General features: G+C 75.6%; 16 protein-coding genes. 6 read left to right on the top strand and 10 right to left on the bottom strand.

Annotated features, from left to right (window positions below):
* Nucleotides 1-255 precede the first annotated feature (255 nt).
* Nucleotides 256-1,233 (top strand): 2,3,4,5-tetrahydropyridine-2,6-dicarboxylate N-succinyltransferase, encoded by a 978-nt coding sequence (dapD, locus tag AC3ERT_RS23365; protein WP_335973406.1) that lies wholly within the window; start codon nt 256-258, stop codon nt 1,231-1,233.
* Between the two features lie 40 nt (nt 1,234-1,273).
* On the opposite strand, the gene AC3ERT_RS23360 is transcribed toward dapD, so the two are convergent.
* Genes AC3ERT_RS23360 through AC3ERT_RS23350 form a run of 3 tightly spaced genes read right to left on the bottom strand, consistent with a single transcriptional unit; the run spans nt 1,274 to nt 4,783 of the window.
* Nucleotides 1,274-2,563: a hypothetical protein gene (locus AC3ERT_RS23360; protein WP_435176578.1), complete on the bottom strand. Its 1,290-nt coding sequence runs from the start codon at nt 2,561-2,563 to the stop codon at nt 1,274-1,276.
* A 46-nt stretch (nt 2,564-2,609) separates the two neighbouring features.
* Entirely contained in the window at nt 2,610-3,260 is a 651-nt protein-coding gene (locus tag AC3ERT_RS23355) for a histidine phosphatase family protein (protein ID WP_435176576.1), read from the bottom strand.
* Nucleotides 3,257-4,783 (bottom strand): FGGY-family carbohydrate kinase, encoded by a 1,527-nt coding sequence (locus AC3ERT_RS23350; RefSeq protein ID WP_435176574.1) that lies wholly within the window; start codon nt 4,781-4,783, stop codon nt 3,257-3,259. Before AC3ERT_RS23350 ends, AC3ERT_RS23355 begins: the two co-directional genes overlap by 4 nt.
* Nucleotides 4,784-5,112: 329 nt before the next feature.
* Between AC3ERT_RS23350 and AC3ERT_RS23345 the strand changes: the two genes are divergently transcribed.
* The 3 genes from AC3ERT_RS23345 (at nt 5,113) to AC3ERT_RS23335 (ending at nt 8,532) form a co-directional block, all read left to right on the top strand.
* Complete coding sequence (locus AC3ERT_RS23345; RefSeq protein WP_435129633.1) at nt 5,113-5,904, top strand: DeoR/GlpR family DNA-binding transcription regulator; 792 nt, start codon at nt 5,113-5,115, stop codon at nt 5,902-5,904.
* A 49-nt stretch (nt 5,905-5,953) separates the two neighbouring features.
* Entirely contained in the window at nt 5,954-6,970 is a 1,017-nt protein-coding gene (locus tag AC3ERT_RS23340; RefSeq protein WP_435176572.1) for a 2-hydroxyacid dehydrogenase, read from the top strand.
* Between the two features lie 107 nt (nt 6,971-7,077).
* On the top strand, nt 7,078-8,532 hold the full coding sequence (locus AC3ERT_RS23335; RefSeq protein ID WP_435176570.1) for an FGGY family carbohydrate kinase: 1,455 nt from the start codon (nt 7,078-7,080) through the stop codon (nt 8,530-8,532).
* 76 nt (nt 8,533-8,608) lie between these two features.
* On the opposite strand, the gene AC3ERT_RS23330 is transcribed toward AC3ERT_RS23335, so the two are convergent.
* The 5 genes from AC3ERT_RS23330 to AC3ERT_RS23310 are packed head-to-tail and all read right to left on the bottom strand — an operon-like array spanning nt 8,609 to nt 18,908.
* Nucleotides 8,609-12,811: a hypothetical protein gene (locus AC3ERT_RS23330; RefSeq protein ID WP_435176568.1), complete on the bottom strand. Its 4,203-nt coding sequence runs from the start codon at nt 12,809-12,811 to the stop codon at nt 8,609-8,611.
* Nucleotides 12,795-13,697, bottom strand: a complete 903-nt coding sequence (locus AC3ERT_RS23325) for a carbohydrate ABC transporter permease (RefSeq protein WP_435129621.1) — start codon at nt 13,695-13,697, stop codon at nt 12,795-12,797. Before AC3ERT_RS23325 ends, AC3ERT_RS23330 begins: the two co-directional genes overlap by 17 nt.
* Entirely contained in the window at nt 13,694-14,611 is a 918-nt protein-coding gene (locus tag AC3ERT_RS23320) for a carbohydrate ABC transporter permease (RefSeq protein ID WP_435176566.1), read from the bottom strand. Before AC3ERT_RS23320 ends, AC3ERT_RS23325 begins: the two co-directional genes overlap by 4 nt.
* Nucleotides 14,608-15,915: an ABC transporter substrate-binding protein gene (locus AC3ERT_RS23315; RefSeq protein ID WP_335973379.1), complete on the bottom strand. Its 1,308-nt coding sequence runs from the start codon at nt 15,913-15,915 to the stop codon at nt 14,608-14,610. The genes AC3ERT_RS23320 and AC3ERT_RS23315 overlap by 4 nt, the downstream gene beginning before the upstream one ends.
* Nucleotides 15,912-18,908, bottom strand: a complete 2,997-nt coding sequence (locus AC3ERT_RS23310) for an alpha-L-rhamnosidase (protein WP_435176564.1) — start codon at nt 18,906-18,908, stop codon at nt 15,912-15,914. The genes AC3ERT_RS23315 and AC3ERT_RS23310 overlap by 4 nt, the downstream gene beginning before the upstream one ends.
* Nucleotides 18,909-19,223: 315 nt before the next feature.
* Between AC3ERT_RS23310 and AC3ERT_RS23305 the strand changes: the two genes are divergently transcribed.
* Nucleotides 19,224-20,606, top strand: coding sequence for an aminotransferase class V-fold PLP-dependent enzyme (locus AC3ERT_RS23305; RefSeq protein ID WP_435176598.1), 1,383 nt, complete (start codon nt 19,224-19,226; stop codon nt 20,604-20,606).
* Here the strand turns inward: AC3ERT_RS23305 and AC3ERT_RS23300 are convergent.
* Nucleotides 20,584-22,440: an ATP-binding cassette domain-containing protein gene (locus tag AC3ERT_RS23300; protein WP_435176562.1), complete on the bottom strand. Its 1,857-nt coding sequence runs from the start codon at nt 22,438-22,440 to the stop codon at nt 20,584-20,586. The genes AC3ERT_RS23305 and AC3ERT_RS23300 overlap by 23 nt on opposite strands.
* Nucleotides 22,441-22,774: 334 nt before the next feature.
* On the opposite strand from AC3ERT_RS23300, the gene AC3ERT_RS23295 reads away from it, so the two are divergent.
* The gene (locus AC3ERT_RS23295; RefSeq protein WP_435176560.1) at nt 22,775-24,364 is read left to right on the top strand and encodes a hypothetical protein; all 1,590 of its coding nucleotides are present in this window, start codon (nt 22,775-22,777) and stop codon (nt 24,362-24,364) included.
* A 93-nt stretch (nt 24,365-24,457) separates the two neighbouring features.
* Here the strand turns inward: AC3ERT_RS23295 and AC3ERT_RS23290 are convergent, their stop codons facing one another.
* The gene (locus AC3ERT_RS23290) at nt 24,458-25,102 is read right to left on the bottom strand and encodes an HNH endonuclease family protein (RefSeq protein WP_335973364.1); all 645 of its coding nucleotides are present in this window, start codon (nt 25,100-25,102) and stop codon (nt 24,458-24,460) included.
* Nucleotides 25,103-25,252: the final 150 nt, after the last annotated feature.

Below are 25,252 nucleotides of genomic sequence, written 5' to 3'. Positions count from 1 at the left end.
GGCGCGGCGAAGGTACCGGTCGTATACGGGCAGAACGGCTGTTCACGGTCGGCTTCCGGTCGGCTTCGGCGTGGGCCGGTGCGGCCGGCGCGCGTCCGCGCCCTTGCGCCCGGGCCGGGCCTGATGGGAGGACGGGGAGGCGGACCTGAAACGTTATGGGTTCCACCCCCCGCGGCCGGCCGGTTCCCGAACCGGTCGGCCCGTCGCCGCGAGCGGGTTCGCCCCGCCCCGCGGGGACCGGCTAGCTTGAGGGGCATGACTGACATCCGCCCTGGTGCCGCGGCCGCCGGCCTCGCCACCGTCGCCGACGACGGCACCGTCCTTGACACCTGGTACCCCGCTCCGGAACTGGCCGGGCAGCCCGGGCCCTCGGGCACCGAGCACCTGAGCGAGGAGCGCGCCGCCGAGCTGCTGGGCGCGGCCGCGCCGAAGGCCCTGGGCCCCGACCCGCGCCGGGGCGTGCGGGTCGTCGCGGTCCGTACGGTGATCGGCTCGCTCGACGACAAGCCGCTGGACACCCATGACGTCTACCTCCGGCTGCACCTGCTCAGCCACTGCCTGGTCCGGCCGAACGAGCTGAACCTCGAGGGCGTCTTCGGGCTGCTCGCCAACGTCGCCTGGACCTCGCTCGGGCCGGTGCCGGTGGCGCACCTGGAGCAGACCCGGCTCGCGGCGCGCGCGGAGGGCACGCACCTGTCGGTGTTCGGCGTGGACAAGTTCCCGCGGATGACCGACTACGTGGCGCCCGCGGGCGTGCGCATCGCGGACGCCGGGCGGGTCCGGCTCGGCGCGCACCTCGCTTCGGGCACCACCGTCATGCACGAGGGCTTCTGCAACTTCAACGCCGGGACGCTGGGCACCTCCATGGTCGAGGGCCGCATCTCGCAGGGCGTCGTGATCGGCGACGGCTCCGACATCGGCGGCGGCGCGTCGATCATGGGCACCCTGTCCGGCGGCGGCACCCAGCGCGTCTCGGTCGGCGAGCGCTGCCTGCTCGGCGCGGAGTCCGGGCTCGGCATCGCGCTGGGCGACGACTGCGTGGTGGAGGCGGGCCTCTACGTCACCGCCGGCACCCGGGTCACCCTCCCCGACGGCGAGATCGTCAAGGCGGTCGAGCTGTCCGGCGCCGACAACCTCCTCTTCCGCCGCAACTCCACCACCGGCAAGGTCGAGGTCCTCCAGCGCACCGGCTCCTGGGGCGGCCTCAACGCGGCCCTGCACGCCCACAACTGACCCGCCGCCCGACCTACGCCCGCCTGGTCCGCGGGCCCTCTCAGCGGGGGCCGCCGCGCAGGGAGGACAGGACCAGGCGGCCGTAGCGGGTGGTGAGGGCGGCGGCGGTGGCCGCCAGGGAGGCGGCCAGGGCGATCGTGAGGTCGGTGGCGCTGGTGTCGCCGAGCACCTGGAGGACGGACAGGGCCGTGGAGAGGGGCAGGCCGAGGATGGTCAGCACCCCCAGGGCGCCGGCGATCTGCTGGCTCTCCTGGTTCTGCGCCAGCCGCGCGTAGTCGGCCGCCTCGGTGAGGATCTGCTCGAAGCGGGCGGGCAGCTGGTGCCGGGCGTGGAAGTCCAGCAGCAGGTTGTTGGCCGGGCCGTGGGCGCTGAGGTGCTGGCGCCAGTAGGTGCTGCGGAAGACCGCGATCCGGCGTTCGAGGTCGGCGGAGCGGCGGGCCAGACCGGTGGCGCCGAAGACCGAGGACAGGTCGTCGGTCAGCTCGTCGATGTGGTCGCGCTGCGCGGTGCCCAGCAGTAGCGCGTCGAGGTAGGTGCCGCGCGCGTTGGCGAGGGCGCGGTCGTAGAAGTCACCGGGGCCGGTGTCGCGGCGGTGCCCGAGGAACGCGGCGCCCTGGCGGAGCACCAGCGCGCTCCAGTCCGCCGAGATCCGGCTCACCTGCGACCGTATCCGGGCCAGCGCCTCCGGGGCCGGCGGCAGGTCCGACGGGCTGCCCCGCGACGCCAGCGCGCGCAGCAGCAGGTCGGCGTCGAGCGGCACATCGGCGGTGTCGCCGGCGCGCATCACCCGGGTCAGGTGGTCCGGGGGCGTGAGGAACGCGACGGTGTACGGGCGGGAGAGGGCGAACGGCCCCGCCGGCGTCGCGGTGTCGGCGGCGCCCGCGAGCAGCGCCGCGGGCGCGAACGGGCCCGACAGCGGGTCCGGGTCGATGGGCTGCCGGCGCCGGCTGACGGCCCGCAGCAGCGGCAGCAGCGGCGCCCCGGCGACCGTGAAGTGCAGGACGGCCAGGCCCTGTCGGGGCGAGCGGCTGGTCGGGGTGCGCAGCAGCTCCATCCCGTCCAGCCGCATCGGCCCCTGCCGCGGGGCGGGGTCCGGCCGGGTGTGCCAGCGCCGGTCGTACAGCGCGCGTCCGGCGGAAGCGGTGAACAGGCCGCGGCGCGCGGCCTCTTCGGCCGCCGCGTCGGGGTGGGCCACCGGCAGCGGGCCCTTCGGCCAGGGCGGGTCCGCCGCGATCCGTACCGGCACCAGCACCGCCAGGATCTGGCGGGTGCCCTCCGCGGCCATGAAGGCGCGCGTCAACTCCTCGTTCCGGCCCCCCGGTTCAGTCACCCCCACACCCTCTCGCCCGCGCTCGAAGGCGCGCAACCGGATGCCCTTATGGATGCCAGGTGGGGACGTTGAGCGTCAGGAGCGACGCCGTCGTGGCGGACAGCCGCAGTTCGGTGGTGGCGCAGTTGCGCAGTGCGGGGAAGACCCGGCGGTAGTGCTGCGCGGGGATGCCGAGCAACTGGCACAGGACCAGCCGGAACAGGGTGTTGTGGGCGACGACGAGCACGCGTCGGCCCCCGTGGGCGGCCGCGACCCGGCGCAGCGCCGCCGCGCCGCGGGCCGCGGCGGCGAGCGGGTCCTCGCTGCCGGGGAACGGGTGCGCGGCCGGGTCGGCGGTGAAGGCGGCGGCCGCCTCGGGGTGCGCGGCGCGCAGTTCGGCCATGGTGCGGCCCTCGGCGATCCCGAAGTCGGCCTCGGCCAGGCCGGGTTCGACGGCGGGGACGAGCCCGGTGGCGCGCGCCGCGGGTTCGGCCGTGCGCCGGGCCCGGGACAGCGGGGAGGTGACGATGGCGTCGAGCCCGGCGCCGCCGGCCCAGGCGCCGAGCGCTTCGGCCTGGTCCAGCCCGCGCGCGGTCAGCGCGATGTCGCTGACGCCGGTGTAGCGGTTCTCCTCGTGCCAGACGGTCTCGCCGTGCCGGACCAGGAAGAGCGTGGCCGCGGGGGCCTCGGGGTCCGCGGGCGGAGGGGCGGCGGTCATCCGTGCTCCCGTGCGTAGGCGGCCGTCTGCGCGGGGAGCCAGCCGCGGCGCTCCCATGCGTCCAGCAGCGCCCGGAACGGCTCGTCGAACCGCCGGCTCGCCTCGGGCCGCGGATCGAGGACCGTCCGCACCTTCACCATCGGCCGCAGCCGCGACCAGCCGTCCGGCCCCGACGCGCCCGCCGACCCCGACGCGCCGTCCGGCCCGGCGCCGTGGGCGGCCAGCACCGCCATCCCCAGCGCGGAGTCGGCGTGTTCGGGCACCGCGGCCTGGCGGCCCAGCACGTCGGCCCGCAACTGGTTCCAGTAGGCGCTGCCGGTGGCGCCCCCGGTGAAGGCGACCGGCCCCTCGATCCGCGCGCCGAGCTGCCGCACGTACGCCAGGCACAGCCGCTCCACGTACGCCACGCCCTGGAGCAGCGAGGCGTGCAGGTCGGCGTCGCCGGACGGGGTGCCCAGGGTGAAGGGCTCGGCGTCGGGTGCGAGGAAGGGGAAGCGCTCGCCGCGCGAGACGAGCGGGTAGGACAGCACGCTCGCCGGTTCGTGGGCGGCGGCCGCCCGGTCCAGCCGGGCCAGGTCGGCGCCGGGGAACGCCCGGGCCAGCGCGCCCGCGCCGACGCTGGAGGCCCCGCCGGGCAGCCAGTTGCCGTCCGCGGCACGGTGGTTGTAGAGCACCCCGGCCGGGTCGGTGAGCGGCTGCGCGGTGACGCCCTTGAGCACCAGCGTGGTGCCGAGCACGCTGTTCCACTGCCCGACGTCCCAGGCGCCGGAGCCGAGTTGGGCCGCGCAGCCGTCCGTCATGCCCGCCACGACCGGGGTGCCCTCGGCCAGGCCCGTGGCGGCGGCGGCCTGCGCGCACACGGTGCCGAGCACACTGCCGGGCGCCACCACCGGCGGGAACTCCAGCTCGGCCAGGCCCAGTTGTTCGTGCAGGGCGTGCGGCCACTCCCGGCGGCGCAGGTCGTAGCCGGTCTTCAGGGCGTGGCTGGAATCGGCCGCCACCGGGTGCCCGACCAGCCGGCTGGTGACGAAGTCCGCCTGGTGGCAGACCCGGGCCCCGCGCAAGGCGGCCGCGCCGCCGCGGTCTTGGTGCCCGGCCAGCCACAGCAGCTTCGCCAGCCCCCAACTCGGCTGGATGCGGTAGCCGAGCGCGTCCCACACCTCGGCGCCGGTCTCCTGCGCGAAACGCGCCTCGGCCGACGCCCGCCCGTCGTCGTACATCAGCGCCGGGGTCAGCGGCTCGCCGTGCGGGTCGGTGAGCAGGACCGTCCCGGAGGTGGCGCAGACCGCCAGGCCGCGCACCCGCGCGGGCGCCACCGTACGCAGCGCCCCGGCCACCGCGGAGGTGACGCCCTGCCACCAGTCGGAGGGGCGCTGCTCGTGCCGGTGGCCGTCGCGGTGGCCGGTCAGCGGCGCGGAGCCGCGGCCGAGCACCTGGCCGCCGCCCGTGACCACCAGGGCGCGTACGCCCTGCGTCCCGAGGTCGATCCCCACCCACAGGTCCTGGCCGGGCGTGTCCGTCACGGGCTCGGGTCCTCTCGTTCGTCGTCCGCTCGCCGTCCGTTCGCCGCCCGGTGGCGCGGGGAGGCTTTTCACACCGCGACCACAGCCGGGCCGGTGCCGGTCCAAACGGGCCCGCGAGCGCCGATATCCGGCCTCCCACCTGCCCAGAGGCGGAGGCGCGGGCCGCCCGACGCCTTGACCGGGCCGCCGCGTGTGGTGAACACTGCCGAACGCTACCTCAGTATTGAATGTTATATCCACAGTGCAGACTGTTATGGGCAGGCCGCCGCGCGCACCGACCGCGGCGGACCGCCGTCGTCGGTCGCCGGATCGGAACGGGAACCGCAGGGATGCCACAGGACAAGAACCGCCGGGGGCCGTCGCAGCGCCGCCGCGAGCTGTCGGACCACGTGCTGGCCGAGGGCTCGGTCTCCGCGTCCGACCTGGCCGAGCGGTTCGGGGTCAGCCTGATGACGATCTACCGCGACATCGACGAGCTGGAACGCGAGGGCATCCTGCGCAAGTTCCGCGGCGGCGTCACCGTCCAGCCCTCCGGCGTGTTCGAGAGCAACGTGGCGTTCCGCAAGAAGACCATGCGCGCCGAGAAGGAGGCCGTCGCCGCGAAGGCGGCCACCCTGATCGAACCCGGCATGTCCGTGATGATCGACGACTCCACCACCGCCCTGGAACTGGCCCGGCTGCTGCCCGGCATGGAACCGCTCACCGTGGTCACCAACTTCCTCGAAGCGCTCAACCTGCTCTCCGACGAGCGCGGGCTGCACCTGATGGCGCTGGGCGGCGACTACGACCGGCTGCACGACTCCTTCCTCGGCGTGCCCTGCGTCGAGGCCGTCGAGGCGCTCCGCGTCGACCTGTGCTTCGTGTCCACCTCGTCGGTCTACGGCTCCTACGCCTACCACCAGGAACAGCGCATCGTGGCGGTCAAGCGGGCGATGCTCGGCGCCGCCGACCGCAGCGTCCTGATGATCGACCACTCCAAGCTGGGGCGCACCGCGCTGCACCGGCTGGCCCCGCTGAGCACCTTCGACCTCGTCGTCGTCGACGACCGCACCCCGCCCGACGTCCTGCGCTCCCTCGACGAGAGCGGCGTCCCCTACGAGACCGCTCCGACCGGGACATGAGAGCGCCCCGGCCCGAGCACGCGACCGACCGATGAAGGAGACCTCGGCCATGAGAATCCTCGCAGCGGGCGACCACTTCGTCGCACCCGACCTGTTCGCCCGGGAACTGGCGTCCGAGATCGGCGCCGGCCACAGCGTCGAGCACCTGCGGCTGCCGTGGCCGCTCACCCCGTTCGGCCCGGTCGCCGAGATCGACGAGGCGTCCGGCGACGAGGACACCATGATCGCCGCACTGGGCGGGGCGGAGGTGTGCGTCACCCAGATGGGCCCGGTGACCCGCAGGGTCCTGGACGGCGCCCCCGACCTGCGGCTGGTGGTCGTCGGCCGCGGCGGCCCGGTCAACGTCAACCTGGAGGCCGCCAGGGAGCACGGCGTCCAGGTCTGCAACACCCCCGGCCGCAACGCCGCCGCCACCGCCGAGTACACCGTCGGCATGATGCTCGCCGCGATGCGCCGCGTCCCCGAGACGTCCGCGGCGCTGGCCGCCGGCCGCTGGGCCGGCGAGTTCTACACCTACGACAACTGCGGCCCGGGCCTGGACGGCGCCCGGGTCGGGCTGATCGGCTGCGGCGCGGTCGGCAGCAGGGTGGCCCGCGCCCTGACCGCGTTCGGCGCCAGGGTGCGGGTGTACGACCCGTACGCCGACGAGCAGGTGCTGCGCGCGGCCGGCGAACCCGTCGCCGACCTCGACGCGTTGCTGCGCGAGTCCGACGTGGTGTCCCTGCACGCGCGGCTGACACCGCGGACCCGCGGGATGCTCGGGGCCCGCGAGCTGGCGCTGCTGCCGGACGGCGCGGTCGTCGTCAACTGCGCCCGCGGCGCGCTGCTGGACGAGGACGCCCTGTGCGACGGCCTGGAGACCGGGCACCTCGCCGCCGCCGCGCTCGACGTCTTCGCGGTCGAGCCCCCGCCGCCGCACTCCCGGCTGCGCACCGCCCCGCGCCTGGTCATGACCCCGCACCTGGCCGGCGCGAACACCTCCGTCGCCCACAACGCCGCCCGGATCGCCGCGGCGGAGGTCGGCCGCTTCCTGCGCGGCGAGCCGCTGGCCCACCGCGTGGCGTAGGCGCGCCGCCTGCTCCCGCCGTACCTCCCGCCTCACCTGCAAGCGGCGTTCGCGCCCTGTGCACGTGGTTCAGCCGAAGGTCTTCCAGCCGAGGGAAGGAACGCACGGTGTTCGTCGGAGTGGACATGGGGACATCCGTCGCGAAGGCGGCGGCCTTCGCCGAGGACGGCACGACCCTGCGCGTGGAGTCGGTGCCGATCGCGCTCGGCGGGCACGGCGAGGCCGTCGAGCAGGACGTCGAGGAGGTCGCGCGCGCCGCGACCGCCGTGATCGGCGCGGTCACGGGCGGGCAGCGGCCCGCGCTGGTCGCCGTCACCGGCCAGGGCGACGGCCTGTGGCTGGTGGACGACCGGGGCCGGGCGGTGCGCCCGGCGATGTCGTGGATGGACGGGCGGGCCGGCGGCCTCGTCGCCGAGTGGATGGCCGACGGCACCGCCGACCGGCTCTACCACCGCACGGGCAACGTGCTCTTCCCCGGCTCGCCCGGGCCGCTGCTCGCCTGGCTGGACCGCCACGAACCGCACGCCCTGGACGCGGCGGCCACCGCCGCCTGCTGCAAGGACGTCATCCACCTGCGGCTGACCGGCGAACGCGGCACCGACCTGTCCGACGCGTCGGTGCCCTTCCTCGACCCGCGCACCCGCACCTACGCCCCCGACGCGCTCGCCGCGCTCGGCGTCGCCCACCGCGCCGGGCTGCTGCCGCCGATCGCCGCCACCCTGCCGTACGGGCAGGCCCGGGCGGGCACCGCGGGCCTGCCGGACGGCACCCCCGTCACCGGCGGCCCCTACGACCTGCCGGCCTGCGCGACGGGCGCCGGGGTCACCGAACCCGGTGACGGGCTGCTCATCGTGGGCACCACGCTCGCCTGCCAGGTGGTCGTGGCGGACGTCGACCTCGACGGCGACCCGGTGGGCTTCCACCTCGCCACGGCCCGCCCCGACCGCCACCTGCGGGCGCTGCCGGCGATGACCGGGACCGCGGCGCTGGAGTGGGTGCTCGGGCTGACCGGCACGACCCACGACCAGCTCTCCGACCTGCTCGACGCCTCCCCGCCCGGGGCCCGCGGCGTGGCCGCGCTGCCCTACCTGTCGCCGTCGGGCGAGCGCGCGCCCTTCGTCGACCCGGCCGCGCGCGCGGAGTTCACCGGGCTCGACCTGCGGTCCACCTCCGCGGACGTGGTCCGCGCGATGTGCGAGGCGATCGCGTTCGCCGCCCGGCACTGCCTCGAAGCGGCGGGGCTCACCGGGCAGTTGGCGGTCTGCGGCGGCGGCGCCCGCAACTCCGGGTGGCTGCGGCTCTTCGCCGATGTGCTGGGCCGCCCGCTGCGGGTCGCGCGCGGCCCCGAGCCCGGCGCGCGCGGCGCGGTGCTGGCCGGCCTGGCCGCCCACGGCGCCGCGATCGGACGGGCGGTGGACACGGCCGCCTGGACCGCGCCCGAGGCCGTGGTCGACCCCGACCCCGCCGCCGTCGCCCACTACGAACAGGGCTACGCCGACTACCTGTTCAGGGTCGGCTGCGCCCGGGACCGCTGGCGGGGCCCGCAGTCCAGCCGCCCCTGAGCCGCACGCCACGGCCCTGGCGTGCGGTCGGCGAGGTGTCGCCCCGTACGGTGGGCGCGGCACGCGCCGGGACGGGTCAGGCGCCGCGGCTGCCGCCACCGGCGGCGGGCGGCGGGGCGTCGGTGAGCAGCCGGACCGGGCCGAGCAGGCCCGAGACGCGCTGGCCGGGGAAGACGAAGTGCGTGGGGCTGGTGGCGTCCAGCCAGGGCGCGAGGGTGCCGAACACCGTGACGTCCACCGTGTTCGGGCCCGGCGCCACCAGCCCGGTCAGGTCGAAGACGTACGGGCCGCAGATCCGCACCCCCGCCGGGACACCGCCGACCGCCACCTCCGCGGTGCCGCGGACCCGGCCGAGGTCCAGACGCACCCGCCCGGCCGCGGCCGGCACGTGGAGGACGCGCCGGTAGCGGACCCCGCCGCTGTACCCGGCCAGGCCGCGGTCCTCCCAGTCGCCGACCGCGATCCGGCCCGGGCCTACCTCGCAGCGCAGCGGCCCGGCCAGGGCGGCGCCGCCCTCGCACCCCGGCTCCGGGACCAGCCGCAGCGCGGCCCGGCGCACACCCGGCAGGTCCGCTCCGGCGGCCAGGCACGCGGACAACGTCTGCCGTCCGCGGGCGCCGGGCGTACGGCCGCGCTCCTCGCCGTCGACGAACAGCGTGCCGCCGCCGTACACGTCGACCGCCACCCGTACGGCGCCGGGCGGCAGTTCGCACCACAGCCACTCCACCCGGGGCCGGGCCCGCCCCGGCACCGCGAACCCCGCGGGCAGCACGGTGCCGTCGTCGGCGTCCGGGTCCAGCCAGGCCGCGCCCGGCAGCGGGTGCGGCCGCCGCCACAGGTGGAGGGCCGCCGGGTCGCCCTCGGGCGCGCGCCGCACCACCGGCGGCACCCGTACGCCGCCGCGCTCCGCCCACCAGCGGCCGTCGCTGTGGAAGGCCGCGGCCACGGCTCCGGCGGCGTCGTGGCAGCGCGCGTCCACCAGCACCGCCAGGCCGTCGCCGCCCGCGCCCTCCACCACGATCTCGTTGCGGCCCGCCCGCAGCGCCGCGGCCACCTCGTGCCGCCGCACCCGCGGCACCGCGTGCTCCACGTACGGGTCGAACCCGCCCTGGCGGCCGACCACTTCGCCGTTGACCCGCAGCACGCACCGGCCGAGGGCGGCGACCTGCACCACGGCGCGCGCGGGCCGCCGCGCCAACGTCACGGAGGTTCCCACGCGCACGGCTCCTTCAACAGCCTCATCAGGCGGGGGAGTCGCGGTGATCCACTCCGGGCGGCGGTAGCGTGCCGCGTCCCGGACCAGCGCCATGTGCACCCGCAGGTCCGTGTCCTGATCCGGCGTCAGGTACAGCTCCAGCGGGATACGGCCGGGCGCCAACCGCACCCGGCCGAGGGCGAGATGGCCGCCGTCCGCCAACTCGACCGGCCGCCCGGCCAGCCGCACCGCCTTCGCCGCGGCGGCGCCGACCGCGAGGTGCCCCTCGAACGGCGCCGGAAGCAGCAGGTCCGCGGCCACCCGCCGGGTCGTGCCCGCGGGCGTCGGACCGACGTGCACGAACTCCTCCGGCACGTGGCCCTTCGGGCCGAGCACCGCCCGGTGCACCGGGTCCTTCCGGATGCCGCGCGTCTGCGACCACTCCAGCACCCGCACCGACTCCCCGGCCGCGCCCCGCAGCACCGCGTGCGGCCCGAACGTGGCGTGCACGCCCACCGCGTCCGGCACCGCGCCGCTGCCTGCCTCGGCCCATCCGTCCCGTACGCCGTCCTCCCCGGCCGCCTCCACCCGGTGCCGGAACGCGTGCACCTCGGTGCGGACCAGCCCGGGCTGTTCGGGCCGATTGCTTGCCGGACGGTCGAAGTCGCCCCAGGAGTTGTCGGCGGTCGGCACCAGCACCGACTCCCACGCGGTGCCGGGAGGCAGCGTGGTCACGTGGACGGGGGCGGCGGGGATGCTGTACCGCGCGGGGCCGCCCACCGGGTCCGTTCCGGCGGTCGGCGGGAGGAGGAGCAGGAGCGCGGCGGGGCCGGCGTCGAAGGGGACCTCGATGTCGTGGTGTCCGGGGGAGTCCGGGGCGGGGGTGGGGGTCAGGGTGCGGGGGGCGGCGCCGAACGGGTCGAGGAGGAGGGCGGGGCCGGGCGCGGGCCCGGTGCGTACGCGCACGCGGGCGGTGGGGGCGTAGCGGGCCGGGTCGAAGTCGTAGCGGGCGTCGAGCCAGCCGAGGGCGGCGCCGCGCGCGTCGGGGGCGGCGACACGGGCGCGGGTCGCGCGGGGGGAGGCCGCCGTCAGGAACACGACCGTGGTGCCGGCGGCCTGCCGGACGAGCGCGGGCACCGTCGCCTCGACGCGCGGCCGCGGACCGGCGGTGGCGTCCGTCAGCCGGCCGGGCGAGGCGACGAAGGCGGCCCGCCCGTCGGCGAAGCACGCCCGCAGCGCGCCGAGGGCCGCGGCGCCGCCCGCGCCGACCGCCTCCTCGGGCAGCGCGCCCACCGCGACGACCCGGCCGCCGGCGGTCGCGAACTGCGCCAGCCGGCGGGCGGTGTCCGCGGTGAGGACGGTGCACGCGGGCAGCAGGACCGTCGCGTAGCGCTCCTCGGCGACGCACAGCCGCGGCCCGTCCCCCGATCCGCCGCCCGAACCGGCCGACGATCCGTCCGCGGGCGCGCCGCCGTGTACCTCCGCCCGCGCCAGGGAGTCGTCGTCGATCACGTCGGCGTCGCGGCCGAGCCGGTCGAGCACGCCGGGCCGGGTGCGGAACCAGGCCATGTCGCCGACGAGTTCGAGATACGTCTCCTGGGCGCGGGCCGCTGCCGCCGAGACGCCGTCCAGCGCGGTGCCGGCCTGCGCGGTGGTGGTGGGCGCGAGCACCGCGGTGTCGCACAGGTGGCGGCCCAGGCCGAGCACCGCGCACAGCCGGGTGACGGCGGCGGCGAAGACCCGGTAGTGGCGCCAGTACGGCTGGCGCCAGTCGGTGCCCGGCGGCGCCCACTCCCACCAGCCGCCCTTGGTGGTGCTGTACACCGCGTGCGGGTTGTACAGCGTCGCGCCGGCGCGCAGCCACGGCAGCAGCCAGTCGTAGGTCTCCTCCAGGGTGCCGCCCCACCCGGTGGAGTGGAACGCCTCGATCCAGGTGCGGCGGCGGCCGTAGAGGTGGGCGAGCGAGGAGTGCACGCGGGCGTCGCCGTGGTGGTCGCTGCCCGGCGCGGAGAACCAGCGGTGGGTGCGGGCGTAGTCGGCGTAGAGCTGGACGCCGCCGACGGGGTGGCCGGCGCGGGCCGGGTCCTGCTGGTCGCAGCCGACGAGCAGCCCGTGCCGTTCGTGCCAGGCGGCGAGCGGGCGGAAGAACGCGGCCTCGGCCAGCTCCGCCCGGGTGAGCTGGTAGTCGTGCCGCACCTGGGCGACGCCCGGGCCGGTGCCGGCGGGATCGGTGCCGGCGGGATCGGCGCTCGTACGAGGGGTGCCGCCGTCGTCGTACAGGGCGGGCAGATGCGGCCGCAGGTCGTAACCGCGCCGCCGCGCGAACTCCTCGGCGAACTCCGCCGACCAGGTGGGCAGGGACGGCAGTTCGTCCTGGAAGGAGCCGACGACCACGCTGCCGAGCCGGTCGCCGAGGTGCCGCTCGAACGCGCCGTGCACCCGGTCCAGGAGCGCCGCGCACGCCTGCGCGCCGAGGTAGTCGAAGCCGCGCGCCACATGGTGGTGGAGCGTCAGCCGCCAGCGCCCCGGGCCCGGCGGCCGCACCGCCCGGCCGTCGACGGGGAGGTGCACCGCGGGACCGGCCGGGCGGCCGGCGGCGGACAGCGGTACGGCGTGGCCGGCGACGGGCTGCCCGTGCGCGGGGCAGCGCAGCACACCGGTGCCGTCCACGTCGGCCCGGACGCGTTCCAGCGCGCGCCCGCCGTAGCCCGGCCGCTCGTCGACCAGCCGGGCCTGGAGGTCGGCGCCGGAGAAGCCCAACTGGTCGTAGAACCACAGGAAGACGCCCAGGGCGGCGGCGTCCTCGCACAGCCCGTCCAGCAGTTCCCACCAGGCGGCCGACATGAAGGGCGGGTCGTCGGCGTCGGACCCGAACAGCGGTCCGGACGGTGCCAGGTTGAGGATGACGAGGTGGAACACCCCGCCCTCGGCGAAGCGTTGGAGCTGCGCCCGCAGCCGGGCCCGCTCCAGCCGCTCCCCGCTCCACCACCACAGCGCAGCCGGCGAGAAGGCGCGCGGCGGGTCGGCCATGATCGCGGCGATCTCCGCGGGGACCGCGGCCGGGCCGTCAGCCCTTGAGGCCACCGGCGAACCCCTTGATCACGTAGCGTTGGAGCAGCAGGAAGACCACGAGCACCGGCAGCGCGGCGAGGACCAGTCCGGCGAAGACCAGGCCGTAGTCGGAGACGTACTGCCCGACGAAGGAGAAGACCGCCACCGGCACGGTCTGCTTGCCCGAACCGCCCAGGTACAGCAGCGGGGTGAAGAAGTCGTTCCAGACGAAGACCGCGTTGAGGATGATCACGGTGCCGGTGACCGGCCGCAGCAGCGGGAAGACGACCCGGGTGAACGCCTGCCGGTGGTCGCAGCCGTCGATCAGCGCGGCCTGCGCGTAGTCCCGGGGCAGCGCCCGGATGAAGCCGGTGTAGAGGAAGACGGTGAACGGCATCTGGATGCCGGTGTAGAAGAGGATCATGCCCTGGTAGGTGCCGAGCCAGCCGAGGTCGTCGACCAGCTTGTACAGCGGGATCATGCCGAGCTGGAAGGGCAGCACGATCCCGAGCAGGAACAGCACGTACAGCCCGTAGCCGAGGCCGCTCGCGCACCGCGCGAGGTAGTAGGCGCCGGTGGAGCCGACGACGACCAGCAGCACCAGGCTCGCCGCGGTGATGACCGCGCTGTTGACCAGCGCCGAGCCGAGCGACGCCGACGACCAGGCGTCGCCGAAGTTGCCGAACGTGGGCGATGTCGGCGGCGACAGCGGCGAGTCGGCGATCTGCTGCGGGTTCTTCAGCGCCAGCGTCACCAGGGCGTACACCGGGAAGAGGAACGCGACGGCGGCCGCGACCATCGCCAGCTCCAGCAGGTAGCGCCCGTAGCCCGGCCGCCGGCGGCGGCGGCCGGGCGCGGCCACCGGGCGCCCGGCGCCGCCGGCGTCCGCGCCGACCGGTCCGGCCGTCGCGGCGGTCACGCGGCGACCTCCCGGGCCCGCAGGTAGTGCAGCTGGACCAGGGAGACCGCGGCCACGAACAGCGCGAGCACCAGCGCCACTGCCGTGCTGTAGCCGAACTTCCCGTACACGAACGCCTCCTTGTACAGCACCGTGGACAGCGTCTCGCTCGACGTGCCGGGACCGCCGTCGGTCGCGGCGTACACCTGGTCGAAGAGCTTGAGGCCGCCGATGGTCGACAGCATCAGGTTCACCGTCAGCGCGGGCGCCAGCAGCGGCCAGGTGACGTAGCGGAACCGCTGCCAGGTCCCGGCGCCGTCGATCCGCGCCGCCTCCTGGAGCTCGGGCGGCACGTCCTGGAGCCCGGCCAGGAAGATCACCATCGAGTAGCCGGCGTACTGCCAGACCACCATCGCCGCCACCGACCACAGCGTCAGCGACGGGTCGCCCAGCCAGTCCTGCCGCAGGCCGCCGAGCCCGACCGCGCCGAGCACGCCGTTGAGCCCGGCGCCGCTGTCGGGGTTGTAGACGTACTTCCACAGGAACGCCACCATCACCGGGCTGACCACGGCGGGCGCGAAGAAGACCACCCGCAGCAGCGTCCTGGAGCGGATGTTGGCGTTGACACCGAGCGCCAGCAGCAGCCCGACGAGGTTCTGCACCACCACGATCGCCACGGTGAGCAGCAGCGTGTTGCCGATCGACTGCACGGCCCGGTCGTCGTGCAGCAGGGTGTGGAAGTTGGCCAGGCCGACGAAGGAGAACGACCCGATGCCCGACCAGTCGGTGAACGCGTAGACCACGCCCGCCACGCTCGGGTAGAGCACCACGAGCGCGTACACCGCCAGCGCGGGCAGCACGAAGACCCACGGCGGCACCGTGGGGTCGCGCCGGCGCAGCCGGACGGCGGGCTTCACGGCGGCCGCCCGCTTCACGACGCCTTCCTGTACGCCTTGTCCATCTGCGCCAGCGCGCCCTTGACGTCGGTGCGGCCGGCGAGCAGGTCCTGCACGGCGGCGAAGTGGGCGGGCTGCACCTCGGCGTTGGGCCAGCGCTGGTCCATGAACGGCACGGCGCGCCCCGCGTCGATGATCGGCAGGAACGGCGACAGCACCGGGTCGAGCTTGGTGGTCGCGTCCCGCGAGAAGGGGATGGCGGACACCGCCGACGCCCAGGCGTTGAGGTTCTTCTGCTCGCCGAGGAACGCGACGAACTGCTTGGCCTTGGCGGCGTTCCTCGCCCGCGCGGAGACCCCGAGCCCGACGACGATGCCCGCCGGTATCCACAGCTTCGACGCGTCGTCGCCGCCGGGGAAGGGGAACATGCCCAGGTCGTCGGGGGACTTCGCGGCCTGCCGGAAGTTGGCGAGCACCGAGGTGACCTGAACGGCCATGGCCGCCTTGCCGGTTGCCACCATCGAGGTCTGCTGCTCGTACGTGGTGCCGTCGGGGTGGTCGTTGAAGAAGCCGCGCTTCTGCAGCTCCAGGTAGCGGCCCATCGCGTCGGCCCAGCCCGAGCCGGCGAACGTCGCCTTCCCCGCGGCCATCTCGTCGTCGAAGTGCGGGTCCTTGGCGTACACGGCGTTGGGCACCAGCGCGTAGGTGATGAGCTGGGTGACCCAGGGCGTCTGCGCGCCGAGGGCGATCGGGATCGTGCCCTTGGCCTTCAACTTGCCGCACACGTCCAGCAGTTCGGACCAGGTGCCGGGCGGCTCCACCCCGGCGTCGGCGAACGCCTGCTTGTTGTAGATGGCGCCGATGACGCTGCTGCCCGCCGAGTACAGGTACGTGTGGCCGTCCCTGCGGTAGGCGGCGTCGAAGTTCTTCGGGATGGTCTTCGTCCACGCCTGGTCGTCCAGGTCCGCCAGCAGCCCCGCCTTGGCCAGCTCCACCATGGACATCGCGCTGCCGCTGCCGGGGTAGAGCACGTGCACGTCGGGGGCGTTGCCGCCGGCGAGCTGGGTGCGGACCACCGTCTGCACCTGGTCGGTGGGCGCGAAGGAGGTGCTGAAGGAGACACCCGGGCGGCTCTTGCGGTAGGCGGCGATCAGCTCGGTGACCGGCTGCTGCTCGTCGGCCACCCCGACGACCCGCACCTTGCCGCCCGACCCGCCCGAACCGGAGCAGGCCGCGAGGACCGGGGACAGCGCGGCCGCGGCCGCGACACCGCCACCGGTCCGCAGCAGTCCTCGGCGGCTGACTGCGCCCTGGCCGGGCAGGCTGCGGGAACCCGTGCTCATGCTGTGTCCTCCTCAGGGTGGCCGGCGGGCGGGAGTGCCGCCGCCGGGCGGTACACGGCGGTGAAGTGGTAGGTGCCGGAGGCGACGTGGCGGTGGACGTGACCGGGGACGGGGGAGGGGCCGGGTGCGGGGCTGGGTCCGGGTGCGGGTGGCGGGGCCGGCGCGGACCCGGGCCCGGGTGCGGGTACGGGTACGGGTTCCGGGCGGCGGCCCGGCGTGCGGGACGGATCGGCGCTCTCGCGGACCGAGTCCGGATCGGTGGTGGGCACGTACACGTCGGCGGTGGCGCCCGGCGGCACCTGCACGCGCAGGCTGATCCGGCCGCCCTCGCGCCGCCACCGCACGTCGACGGTGCCGCGCGCGGACTCGTACCGGGCGCCGGCGTGGTCGAAGGCGCCCGGGCGGGGCCGGACCAGCAGCCGCCGGTACGCCACGGAGTCCGGGTGCTGGTCCAGGCCCGCAACACCGCGGTAGAGCCACTCCCCGACGGAGCCGAGCGCGTAGTGGTTGAAGGAGTTCATCGCCGGTGCCCGGAAGCCCGCCTCGGGGGTCCAGCCGTCCCAGCGCTCCCAGATGGTGGTGGCGCCGTGCCGCAGCGGATAGCGCCAGGACGGGACGTCGGTGCGGCGCAGCAGCGCGTGGGCGAGGTCGGCGCGGCCGTACGCGTCGAGGACGGGCGCGGCGAGCGCCACCCCGAGGAAGCCGGTGTGCAGGGCGGGCCCGGCCGCCTCGACGAGTTCGGCGAGCCGGCGGGCGGCGGGGGCCGCGAGGCGCGCGGGCAGCAGGCCGAAGGCGAGTGCCAGCAGGTAGCCGGTCTGGGTGTCGCCCGCGATCCGCACCTGCCGCGGGCCGCCGCCGTCGCTGTCGTGGGCGATGCCGCCGTCACCGCCGCCGTGCGGTTCCGTGGTGACGAAGCGGGCGGTGAACGCGGCCCGTACGGCGGCGGCCAGCCCGTGGTGCTCGGCGGCGACGTCGTGCCGGCCCAGCTCCTGCGCGGCCAGCGCGGTGAGGTGGGCGCTGCGCGCGAAGTACGCGGTGGCGACGACCTCGCGCGGGGTCGGCGTGCCGGGCGCGAGCCAGTCCGCGAAGTGCGGGCCCACCCGGTTGCGCCACACCAGGTCGGGGTTGTGCCGGTGGACGAGGGCGACCCAGGCCCGCATCGCGTCCAGCGCCCGGCTCAGGAACCGCCGGTCGCCGTACGTCCGGTACAGGTGCCAGGGCACGATGACGCCGGCGTCGGCCCAGCCGGGCGCGCCCTCGTCGGCGACGCCGGCCAGCCGCGGCGCCACGTTGGGGAACCCGCCGTCGGGGGTGCGGGCGTCGGCGACGTCGTCCAGCCACTTGGTGAAGAAGGCCGCGACATCCGCGTTGAGCGCCGCCGTGGGCAGGAAGACCTGCGCGTCGGCGGTCCAGCCCAGCCGCTCGTCGCGCTGCGGGCAGTCGGTGGGCACGCTCACGAAGTTGGAGCGCTGTCCCCACTCGACGCAGGAGTGCAGCCGGCGCACCTCCGGGTCCGAGCAGTCGAAGGAGCCCGACCAGGCGGTGTCGCTGTGCAGGGCGACGGCCACCACGTCGGTCGCCGACAGCTCCGGCAGGCCGCTGATCTCGGCGTAGCGGAAGCCGTGGTAGGTGAAGCGCGGCTCGAACTCGACCCGGTCGCGGCCGTCGCCGACCAGGACGTCGGTGGCCGCGGCCGTGCGCAGGTTGGCGGTGTACAGGCGCTGCCCGTCGAGGACTTCGGCGTGCCGGACGACCAACCGGGCGCCTTCGGCGAGGCGGTTGACGGTCAGCCGGACCCGCCCGGCGAGGTTCTGCCCGAAGTCCACGATGTGGGTGGCCGGTCCGACCCGGGTGATGCCGGCCGACGGCAGCTCCGCCATGGCCCGCACGGGTTCGTCGACGGCGGCGACCAGGGTGCGGTGGTCGGCGTCCACCACCAGGGCCGGCGCCCAGCGGCCCGCGTCGTAGCCCGGCAGCTCCCAGCCGTCCGCGGCCCGCCGCAGGTCGTGGCACTCGCCCTTGAGCAGGTCGGCGTACCGGATCGCGCCGGTGCGGGTGCGCCATGTGCGGTCGGTGACCACGGTGCGCACGGTGCCGTCGGCGGCGGTGAGGTGCAGTTCGGCGAGGAACTGCGGGCGGGTGCCGTAGTGCGCGCCGGCCCGGCGCGGCTCGAAGCCGACGAAGCCGCTCCACCAGCCGTCGGCGAGCGTGGCGGCCAGGACGTTCTCGCCGGGGACGACCAGCTCCGTGACGTCGTAGGTCCGGTACTGGACGCGGCGGGTGTAGTCGGTCCAGCCGGGGTCCAGTTGGGCGTCGCCGACCCGGGTGCCGTTGAGGTGCACCTCGTACAGGCCGCGGGCGGTGACGTACAGGCGGGCGCGGGCGAGCGGGGAGGCGCCCGGGGTGCCGGCTGGGCCGGGGAAGGCGCGGCGCAGCAGCGGACAGGGCGACAACCCGTAGTCGTCCAGCGCGAGTTCGCCCTCGGTGGGCGCGTCCATGACGTCGACCGGGTTCGGGTCGTGGGTGATCCAGGAGGCGCGCCACTGCGGCGGGCCCGACCCGGGCGCGCCGCCGGGCGGGCGCATCGCCATGCCCGTCTCGAACCAGGAGGACGCGGCCGCCGGCGGCCCGCCCGCCGCCGCCCACACCTGCACGCGCCAGTGGTAGCGGGTCCGCGCCCGCAGCATCCCGCCCGCGTACACCGCGCCGACCGCGCCCGCGTCCTCGACCCGGCCGCTGTCCCATTGCGGGGCGCCCGCCGGGCCCGGCTGCTCGCCGTCCCGCTCGTCGTCCAGGGGCTGTTCGGCGACCACCACCCGGTAGGCGGCCGGGGCGTCGCCGCGCAGGTCCGACGCGAGGCGCCAGGACAGCCGCGGGGCGCCGTCGTCGATGCCGAGGGGAGTGGTGCGGTGCTCGCACCGCAGGGCGTACGGCCGCAGTGCGGTCACCGGCACGTCCTCCTTCCACACCATCTGACGCGTGAAGACGATCACCGTGGATGTGAAAACTAACGGCCATTCTGTGGCGTGGAGACTATGATCCCCCTGTGACGGGTGTCAATAGCCGCGTACGGGCGCCCCCACGGGGGCCTCGAACACCCGAACCACCCGCCTGACGCCCTCTTGTCGCCGGCGCCCCCCTGGTGATATCCGCACGTGATAACCACATCCGCGGACGTGAAATCGCGCTGCGGGGACGGGCGGCTGGACGAACACGACCCCGAACAGGCGCCACCCTTCCGCGCGTCACGGGCCCGGGGCATGCTGGGGGAGGAACTGCTCGGGGGAGCGAAGGGCGGTGAGCCTGGGATGCGGACCATCGACGCACTGCGCGCCGCGGCGGACGGATACCGCTACCTGGACGAGGGCGGCCACGTCTACCTCGACTTCACCGGCGCGGGACTGCCCGCGAGGGCCCAACTGCGGGCGCACGCCGCGCGCGTGACCGCCGGCTGCTACGGCAACCCGCACTCCGTCAGCCCCGCCTCCGCGGCCTCGGGCGAGCTGGTGGAGCGCGCCCGCCGCCGGGTGCTCGCCCACTTCGACGCCGACCCGGCGCAGTACGCGGTGGTGTTCACCGCCAACGCCACCGGCGCCTGCCGGCTCGTCGGCGAGGCGTACCCCTTCGCGCCGGGCACCCGGCTGGTCCTCACCCTGGACAACCACAACTCCGTCAACGGCCTGCGGGAGTACGCCAGGAGCCGCGGCGCCGACACCGTGTACGTACCGCTGCGCGCGCCCCTGCTCGGCGTGGACGAGGACGCGATGGACGCGGTGCTGGCCGACCCGCCGCCGGGCGGCGGCCTGCTGGCCTACCCCGCGCAGAGCAACTTCAGCGGCGTACGCCACTCGCTCGCGTGGATCACCCGGGCGAAGGCGGCCGGGTGGGACGTGCTGCTGGACGCGGCCGCCTACGTGCCGGCCAACCGGCTCGAACTGTCCGAGCTGCGACCGGACTTCGTGGCGGTGAGCTGGTACAAGGTGTTCGGCTACCCGACCGGCGTCGGCTGCCTGCTGGCCCGCCGGGACGCACTGGCCCGGCTGCGCCGCCCCTGGTTCTCCGGCGGCACCATCCACGTCGCCAGCGCCCAGGGCCAGTGGCACCACATGGCCGACGGGGAAGCCGCGTTCGAGGACGGCACCGTCAACTACCTGAGCATCCCCGATGTCGAAGTCGGCCTGGACTGGGTCGAGTCGGTCGGCATCGACGCGATACACCGCCATGTCACCGCGCTCACCGGCCAGTTGCTCACCGGGCTGGCCGGGCTGCGGCACTCCTCGGGCGCGCCGCTGGCCCGCGTCTACGGCCCGCCCGGCACCGACGGCCGCGGCGGCACCGTGGCACTCAACCTGCTCGACCCGTCCGGCGCCGTCATCGACGAGCGGATCGTCGCGCGCGACAGCGCCGCCCGCACCATCTCGCTGCGCACCGGCTGCTTCTGCAACCCGGGCACCGGAGAGGCCGCCTTCGCGATCGACCGGCGCACCCTGGACGGCGCGGTGCGCACCGCCACCGGCACCATCGACGACTACCTGGGCCGCCTCGGCCTGCCCTCCGGCGGCGCGGTCCGGGTCTCCCTCGGCCTGCCCTCCAACCGCGCCGACGTCACCGCCTTCCTGGACTTCGCGGCCGCCACCTACCGCGACCGCACCCCGGACCCGGCCGGGCTCAGCCCGCGGCTGGTGTGCTGACCGCTGCCGTCCGGGCGCCCTTCCCGGCCCCGGCCCCGGTGCTCCGCGCGGGCCGGCCGACCGTACGGCACCGCCCGGCCAGCACCGCCCACGCCGCCGCGAGGAACAACGCGGCGAACCCCGCCAGCAGCAGCCAGTCCACCCACACCGACCGCCCGAACGAGTCGCCGTAGGACGCCAGCAGCGGCGGCCCCAGCGGCGAGGCGCCGTGCGCCCACAGCCGGGGCAGCCCGATCCCGCCGCCCAGCGCCTCGAACGCCCACCGGTTGGTCATCGCCGCGCTCAGCACCCGCCCCGCCCACGCCATCTGCGGCACCGGCACGAACGCACCGGAGAAGAGCACCTGCGGGAAGCACAGCAGCGGCAGCATCAGCGTCGCCTGCTGCGGCTCGGCCACCGACGAGGACGCCAGCAGCCCCAGGGCCAGCGCCGCCGCCGACGCCAGCAGCACCGTGGTGAACAGCGACCCGTACGTGCCCCACCCGGCGGCCGGCAGCCGGTCCAGCCCGCGCAGCACCGCGAGCAGCAGCGCGTCCGCCCCGGCCAGCACCGGCGGCAGCAGCGCCGCCTTCGACAGCAGGTAAGGGCCCAGCCGCAGCGCGGTCAGCCGTTCCCGGCGCACCACCGGCAGTTCGGCGCTGACCTGGAGCAGGCCGTAGTTCAGCCCGAAGAAGAAGCCGCCGAACGCGATCCAGAACAGGATCATCGCCGCCGAACCCGGGCTGGGCGCGGCCGGGTCGAAGGCACCCGGGCGGAAGAGCAGCGCGAACATCGCGGCGATCACCACCGGCGAGCCGACCACGACGGCCGCGGTCAGCCGGCTGCGCAGCATCAGCTCGGTGCTGCGGCGGGTGAGCAGCCACCACTGGCCGACCGCGCCCAACGGCCGCTGCGGGGAGATGCTTTGACGCTCCCGAGCGTCCGGCACCAGGTCCGGTTCCGGCGCCGGGGCCGGCGTCGGGTCGGGCTCGGGCAGTTCCGGGAGGTCGCGGGCGCCCCGGCGGGCCACCGCCGCGTACACCTCCTCGACGCTCGGCACCGCGAACGCCGTGGTCAGGTCCTTCGGGCGGCCGAGGTAGCCGGGGCGGCCGTCCGGGGTGAGGAAGAGCACCCGGTCGCAGCGGGCGAGGTCGGCGGGCGCGTGCGTCGTGAGCACCACCGTCACCCCCTCGCCGGCCAGGTCCCGCAGGGTCCGCATGAGCCCGGCGCCGGTGGCCGGGTCGAGCCCGGTGGTCGGCTCGTCGAGGAACAGCACCCGCGGCCGGGTCAGCAGCTCCACCGCGATGCACGCCCGGCGCCGCTCGCCCTCGCTGAGGGTGCGCACCCGCTGGGTGGCCCGCGCGGACAGCCCGACCGCGGCCATCGCGCCGTCCACCGCGGCGGCCCGCCGCTCCCTGCCGGTGCCCGCGGGCATCCGCAGCCGCGCCGCGTAGGACAGCGCCCGCACCAGCGGGAGGTCCTCGTGCATCAGGTTGCCGTGCGGCAGGTAGCCCAGCGCGGACCGCAGCCCGGCCGGGTCGGCGCCGTCATGCAGCACCCGGCCGCGCGAGGGCGGCCGGACCCCGGCGAGGATCTCCAGCAGGGTGGTCTTGCCCGAGCCGCTGCCGCCGGCCAGCGCCAGCAACTCGCCCGGGGCGACGGCCAGATGGATGCCGCTGAGGATGTCCCGGCCGCCCCGCACCCGCCGAGCCACGCCGTGGGCCGCGACCGCCAGCCCGGTGCCGGCTGCCGTTACCGACGCGTCCGGCCCGTCCAGCCCGGTCGATCCGTCCAGCCCGTCCGGTCCGGTCGGCCCGTGCACGCCGTCGCCGTCCATGCCGCCGTCCTCGCTCATGTCACCTGCCCCGTCCGCCGCCGGCCGCCCTCTCCCGGGCCCGTCCGTTCGGACTTCCTACCCCGGGGCGGCACGTAGCGTACGCGACGGGGTGCGCGGCGCGGAGTGAACGGCGTCCTGCGGATGGATGAATACTGCGGGCCGTACCCGATCCGCCGGGTGGTGGCTCCGGGGATGTGCCGCGACGGCAATAGGCTGGTCCGCAGCGGCCGTTGTGCGCCGCCGTCGCTGCCACCGGGCGCCGGTGGCCGCCGCCGCGGGCGGCTGCGGCGGTCCGTGGAGCCGCCGCCTTGACCGTATCCTCGCCTCCTGAAGCCGAATGGGAGCCCGCACCATGTCCGCAAGTCCCCTTGCCCTGCCGCCGGTACGGCTGCTGTCCGTGGACGTGCTCGCCGGGCGGGCGCTGGCCGCGCCGCTGCTCGACCGCGCGCTGCGGCTGACCCGATGGGCCGGACAGGAACGGCGCGTCGACGGCATGGGCGAGCTGCTGGACGACGAACTCGTGGCCGCGGCCGAGGAGTTGGGCCTGGCCGGTGGCGAGGGGCAGGCCGACGCCGCGCAGGCGTGGGGCATCGCGGTGGACACCGGGTTGCTCGTGCTGGAGATCGAGGAGGAGGCCGAGGAGTCCACGCCGCCCGGCGAGGCGGCCGGGCGGGCGGTCCCCGGCGAGCTGTACGCGCGGATCGGCGGCGGCGTCGCCGCCGCGGAGGGCGCGGGAGGGGCCGAGGGCGCCGCGGGGGCCGATCCGCACGACGTGCTGGACCTGTGGCTGGGCATGCTGGAGTGTGCGCTCGCCGAGTCCACCGCGCCGGACTTCGACAACCTGCCGGGCGACCTGGACGGCGACTTGGCCGGTGACCTGGGCGGCGACGGCCTTCCGGTGAGCGTCGAGGAGGCGGACCGGGAGGCCGAGGCGGAGGCCGAGCTCCTCGACGCGGCGCTGGTCAACCTGTACGCGCTGTCCGCGATGGAGGACGGCGAGGCGGCGGCCGGCTCAGCGGAGCAGGAAGCGGACGGCGGCGGCCCCGCGGTCCCGCTGCCGGTGCTCGCCGCCTCCCTGGTGCTGCCCGAGGAGGAGGCGGAGCAGCCGAGCGAGGAGGTCCTCGAAGAGGTCACCGCCGTGATGCTCCGGCTGGACGGGCACTTCCGGCTGCTGGAAGGCACCGGCCTGGTCGCGTACACGCCGATGGACGACGCGCTGATCGAGGAGACCGACGACGAGGTGGCCGCGCTCGGCGGCGGCCCCGACGAGCCGGACGACGACGAGATCGCCCGCTACGGCGCGGTCCGGCTCACCGCGCTGGGTACGTACGGCGTCCGCGAGCGGCTGACGGACGCCGGGGCGTACGCGCCGGTGCTCGGCGACCTCGCCGGGGTGAGCGCCGACGACCTGCTCGGCGCGCTCGGCGGCTACCCCGACCACGGGCTGCGGGCCGAGGCGGAGTTGTGGCTCGACCGGCGCGAACCGGCCAAGGCGGCCGCGGAGTTGCTCGCCGCCGCGCAGGACGACGGCGCCGACGGGCCGACCCGGCGGCTGGTCTGCCAGCAGGTGCTGGCGCTGATCGGCGCCCAGGCGGAGAACGCGGTGCGCGACGTCCTCGACGACCCCCGGCTAGGCGGGCTCGCCCGCGTCTGGCTCACCGAGCGCGGCGCGTCCGACGTGCCCGCGCCCACCACCGACATGGTGTACTGGCTGACCATCGACACCATCGCGGCCCAGCTCGCCGCCGACGGCGACAGCGACGAACTCGCCTCCCTCGTCACCGAACTCGTCGCGCGCCACGAGGAGTTCTTCGCCGACGCCTGGCGCGTCGACCACCCGGCCACCGCTGCGGTCCTCGAAGCCATCGGCCGCCTCCACCCCGACCGCCCCACCGCCAAGGCCTCCCGCAAAGCCGCCTTCAAGGCCCGCTCCCGCCCCTGACCGCGCGACGCGGCGCGGGTGGGCGGCGAAGGGGGCCGCCCACCCGGGGCCGGGGCGCCGCTTTCCGGCGTTCCCGGCGAGGGATCGTTTCCGCTAGCAGCCGCTCAGCACCGAGCTGAGCGCGGACTTCTCGGCGCTGTCCACGGTCAGACCGTAGTAGTGCTTGACCTGCACGTAGGCACGCGCATAGGTGCACTGGTAGGACGCCTGGGGCAGCCACTCCGCCGGGTCGTCGTCACCCTTGGAGCGGTTGGAGTGCGCGGAGACCGCGAGGAGTTGGGGCCGGGTGGTGTCGTTGGCGAACGCCTGGCGCTGCGCGGTGGTCCACGCCCACGCGCCGGAGTCCCACGCCTCGGAGAGCGGCACCAGGTGGTCGATGTCGAAGGTCGACGGGTCGGTGGTGGTGACGCCGTCGTACGGGCTGGTCCAACTCCCCGAAGTCGCCTTGCAGGAGCTGTCGGTGACGACGTTCGAGCCGTCCCGCTTGATGACGTACTCGCGGGTGTCGCAGGTCCCGGAGATCGTGATCCAGGTCGGGAACAGGTCCCGGTCGTAGGTGGACGCGTGCGTCTCGGGCGTCGCGGTCATCCCCGAGAGGTACGTCCGCGCGGTGGAGGCGGCGATGGGTGTGGGCAGCGCGGCCTGGGCCGTACCGCTGCTGGTGAGCAGGAGGGTGGCCGTGAGCAGGGCTGCCCCGGCTGACGCGCAGAGGCCGCGCAGGAGACGGGTTTTGGGCATGGCTGAGCGCTCCCGTGACTAGAGGGTCGGAAGGTGTCGGGGGGTTGCCCGTCCAGCGTCCCGTCCTCAGGTCTATGCGGGTAGACAGTCAACGGTAAATTTTAGGTGACCATGACATTTTGTTCGGTGTCGGCATGCCAACGGCCCGGT

It is taken from the genome of Actinacidiphila sp. bgisy145 (genome assembly GCF_057708125.1).
Note: the sequence above shows the minus strand (reverse complement) of the source record. Positions and strands in the feature narration are given on the sequence as shown.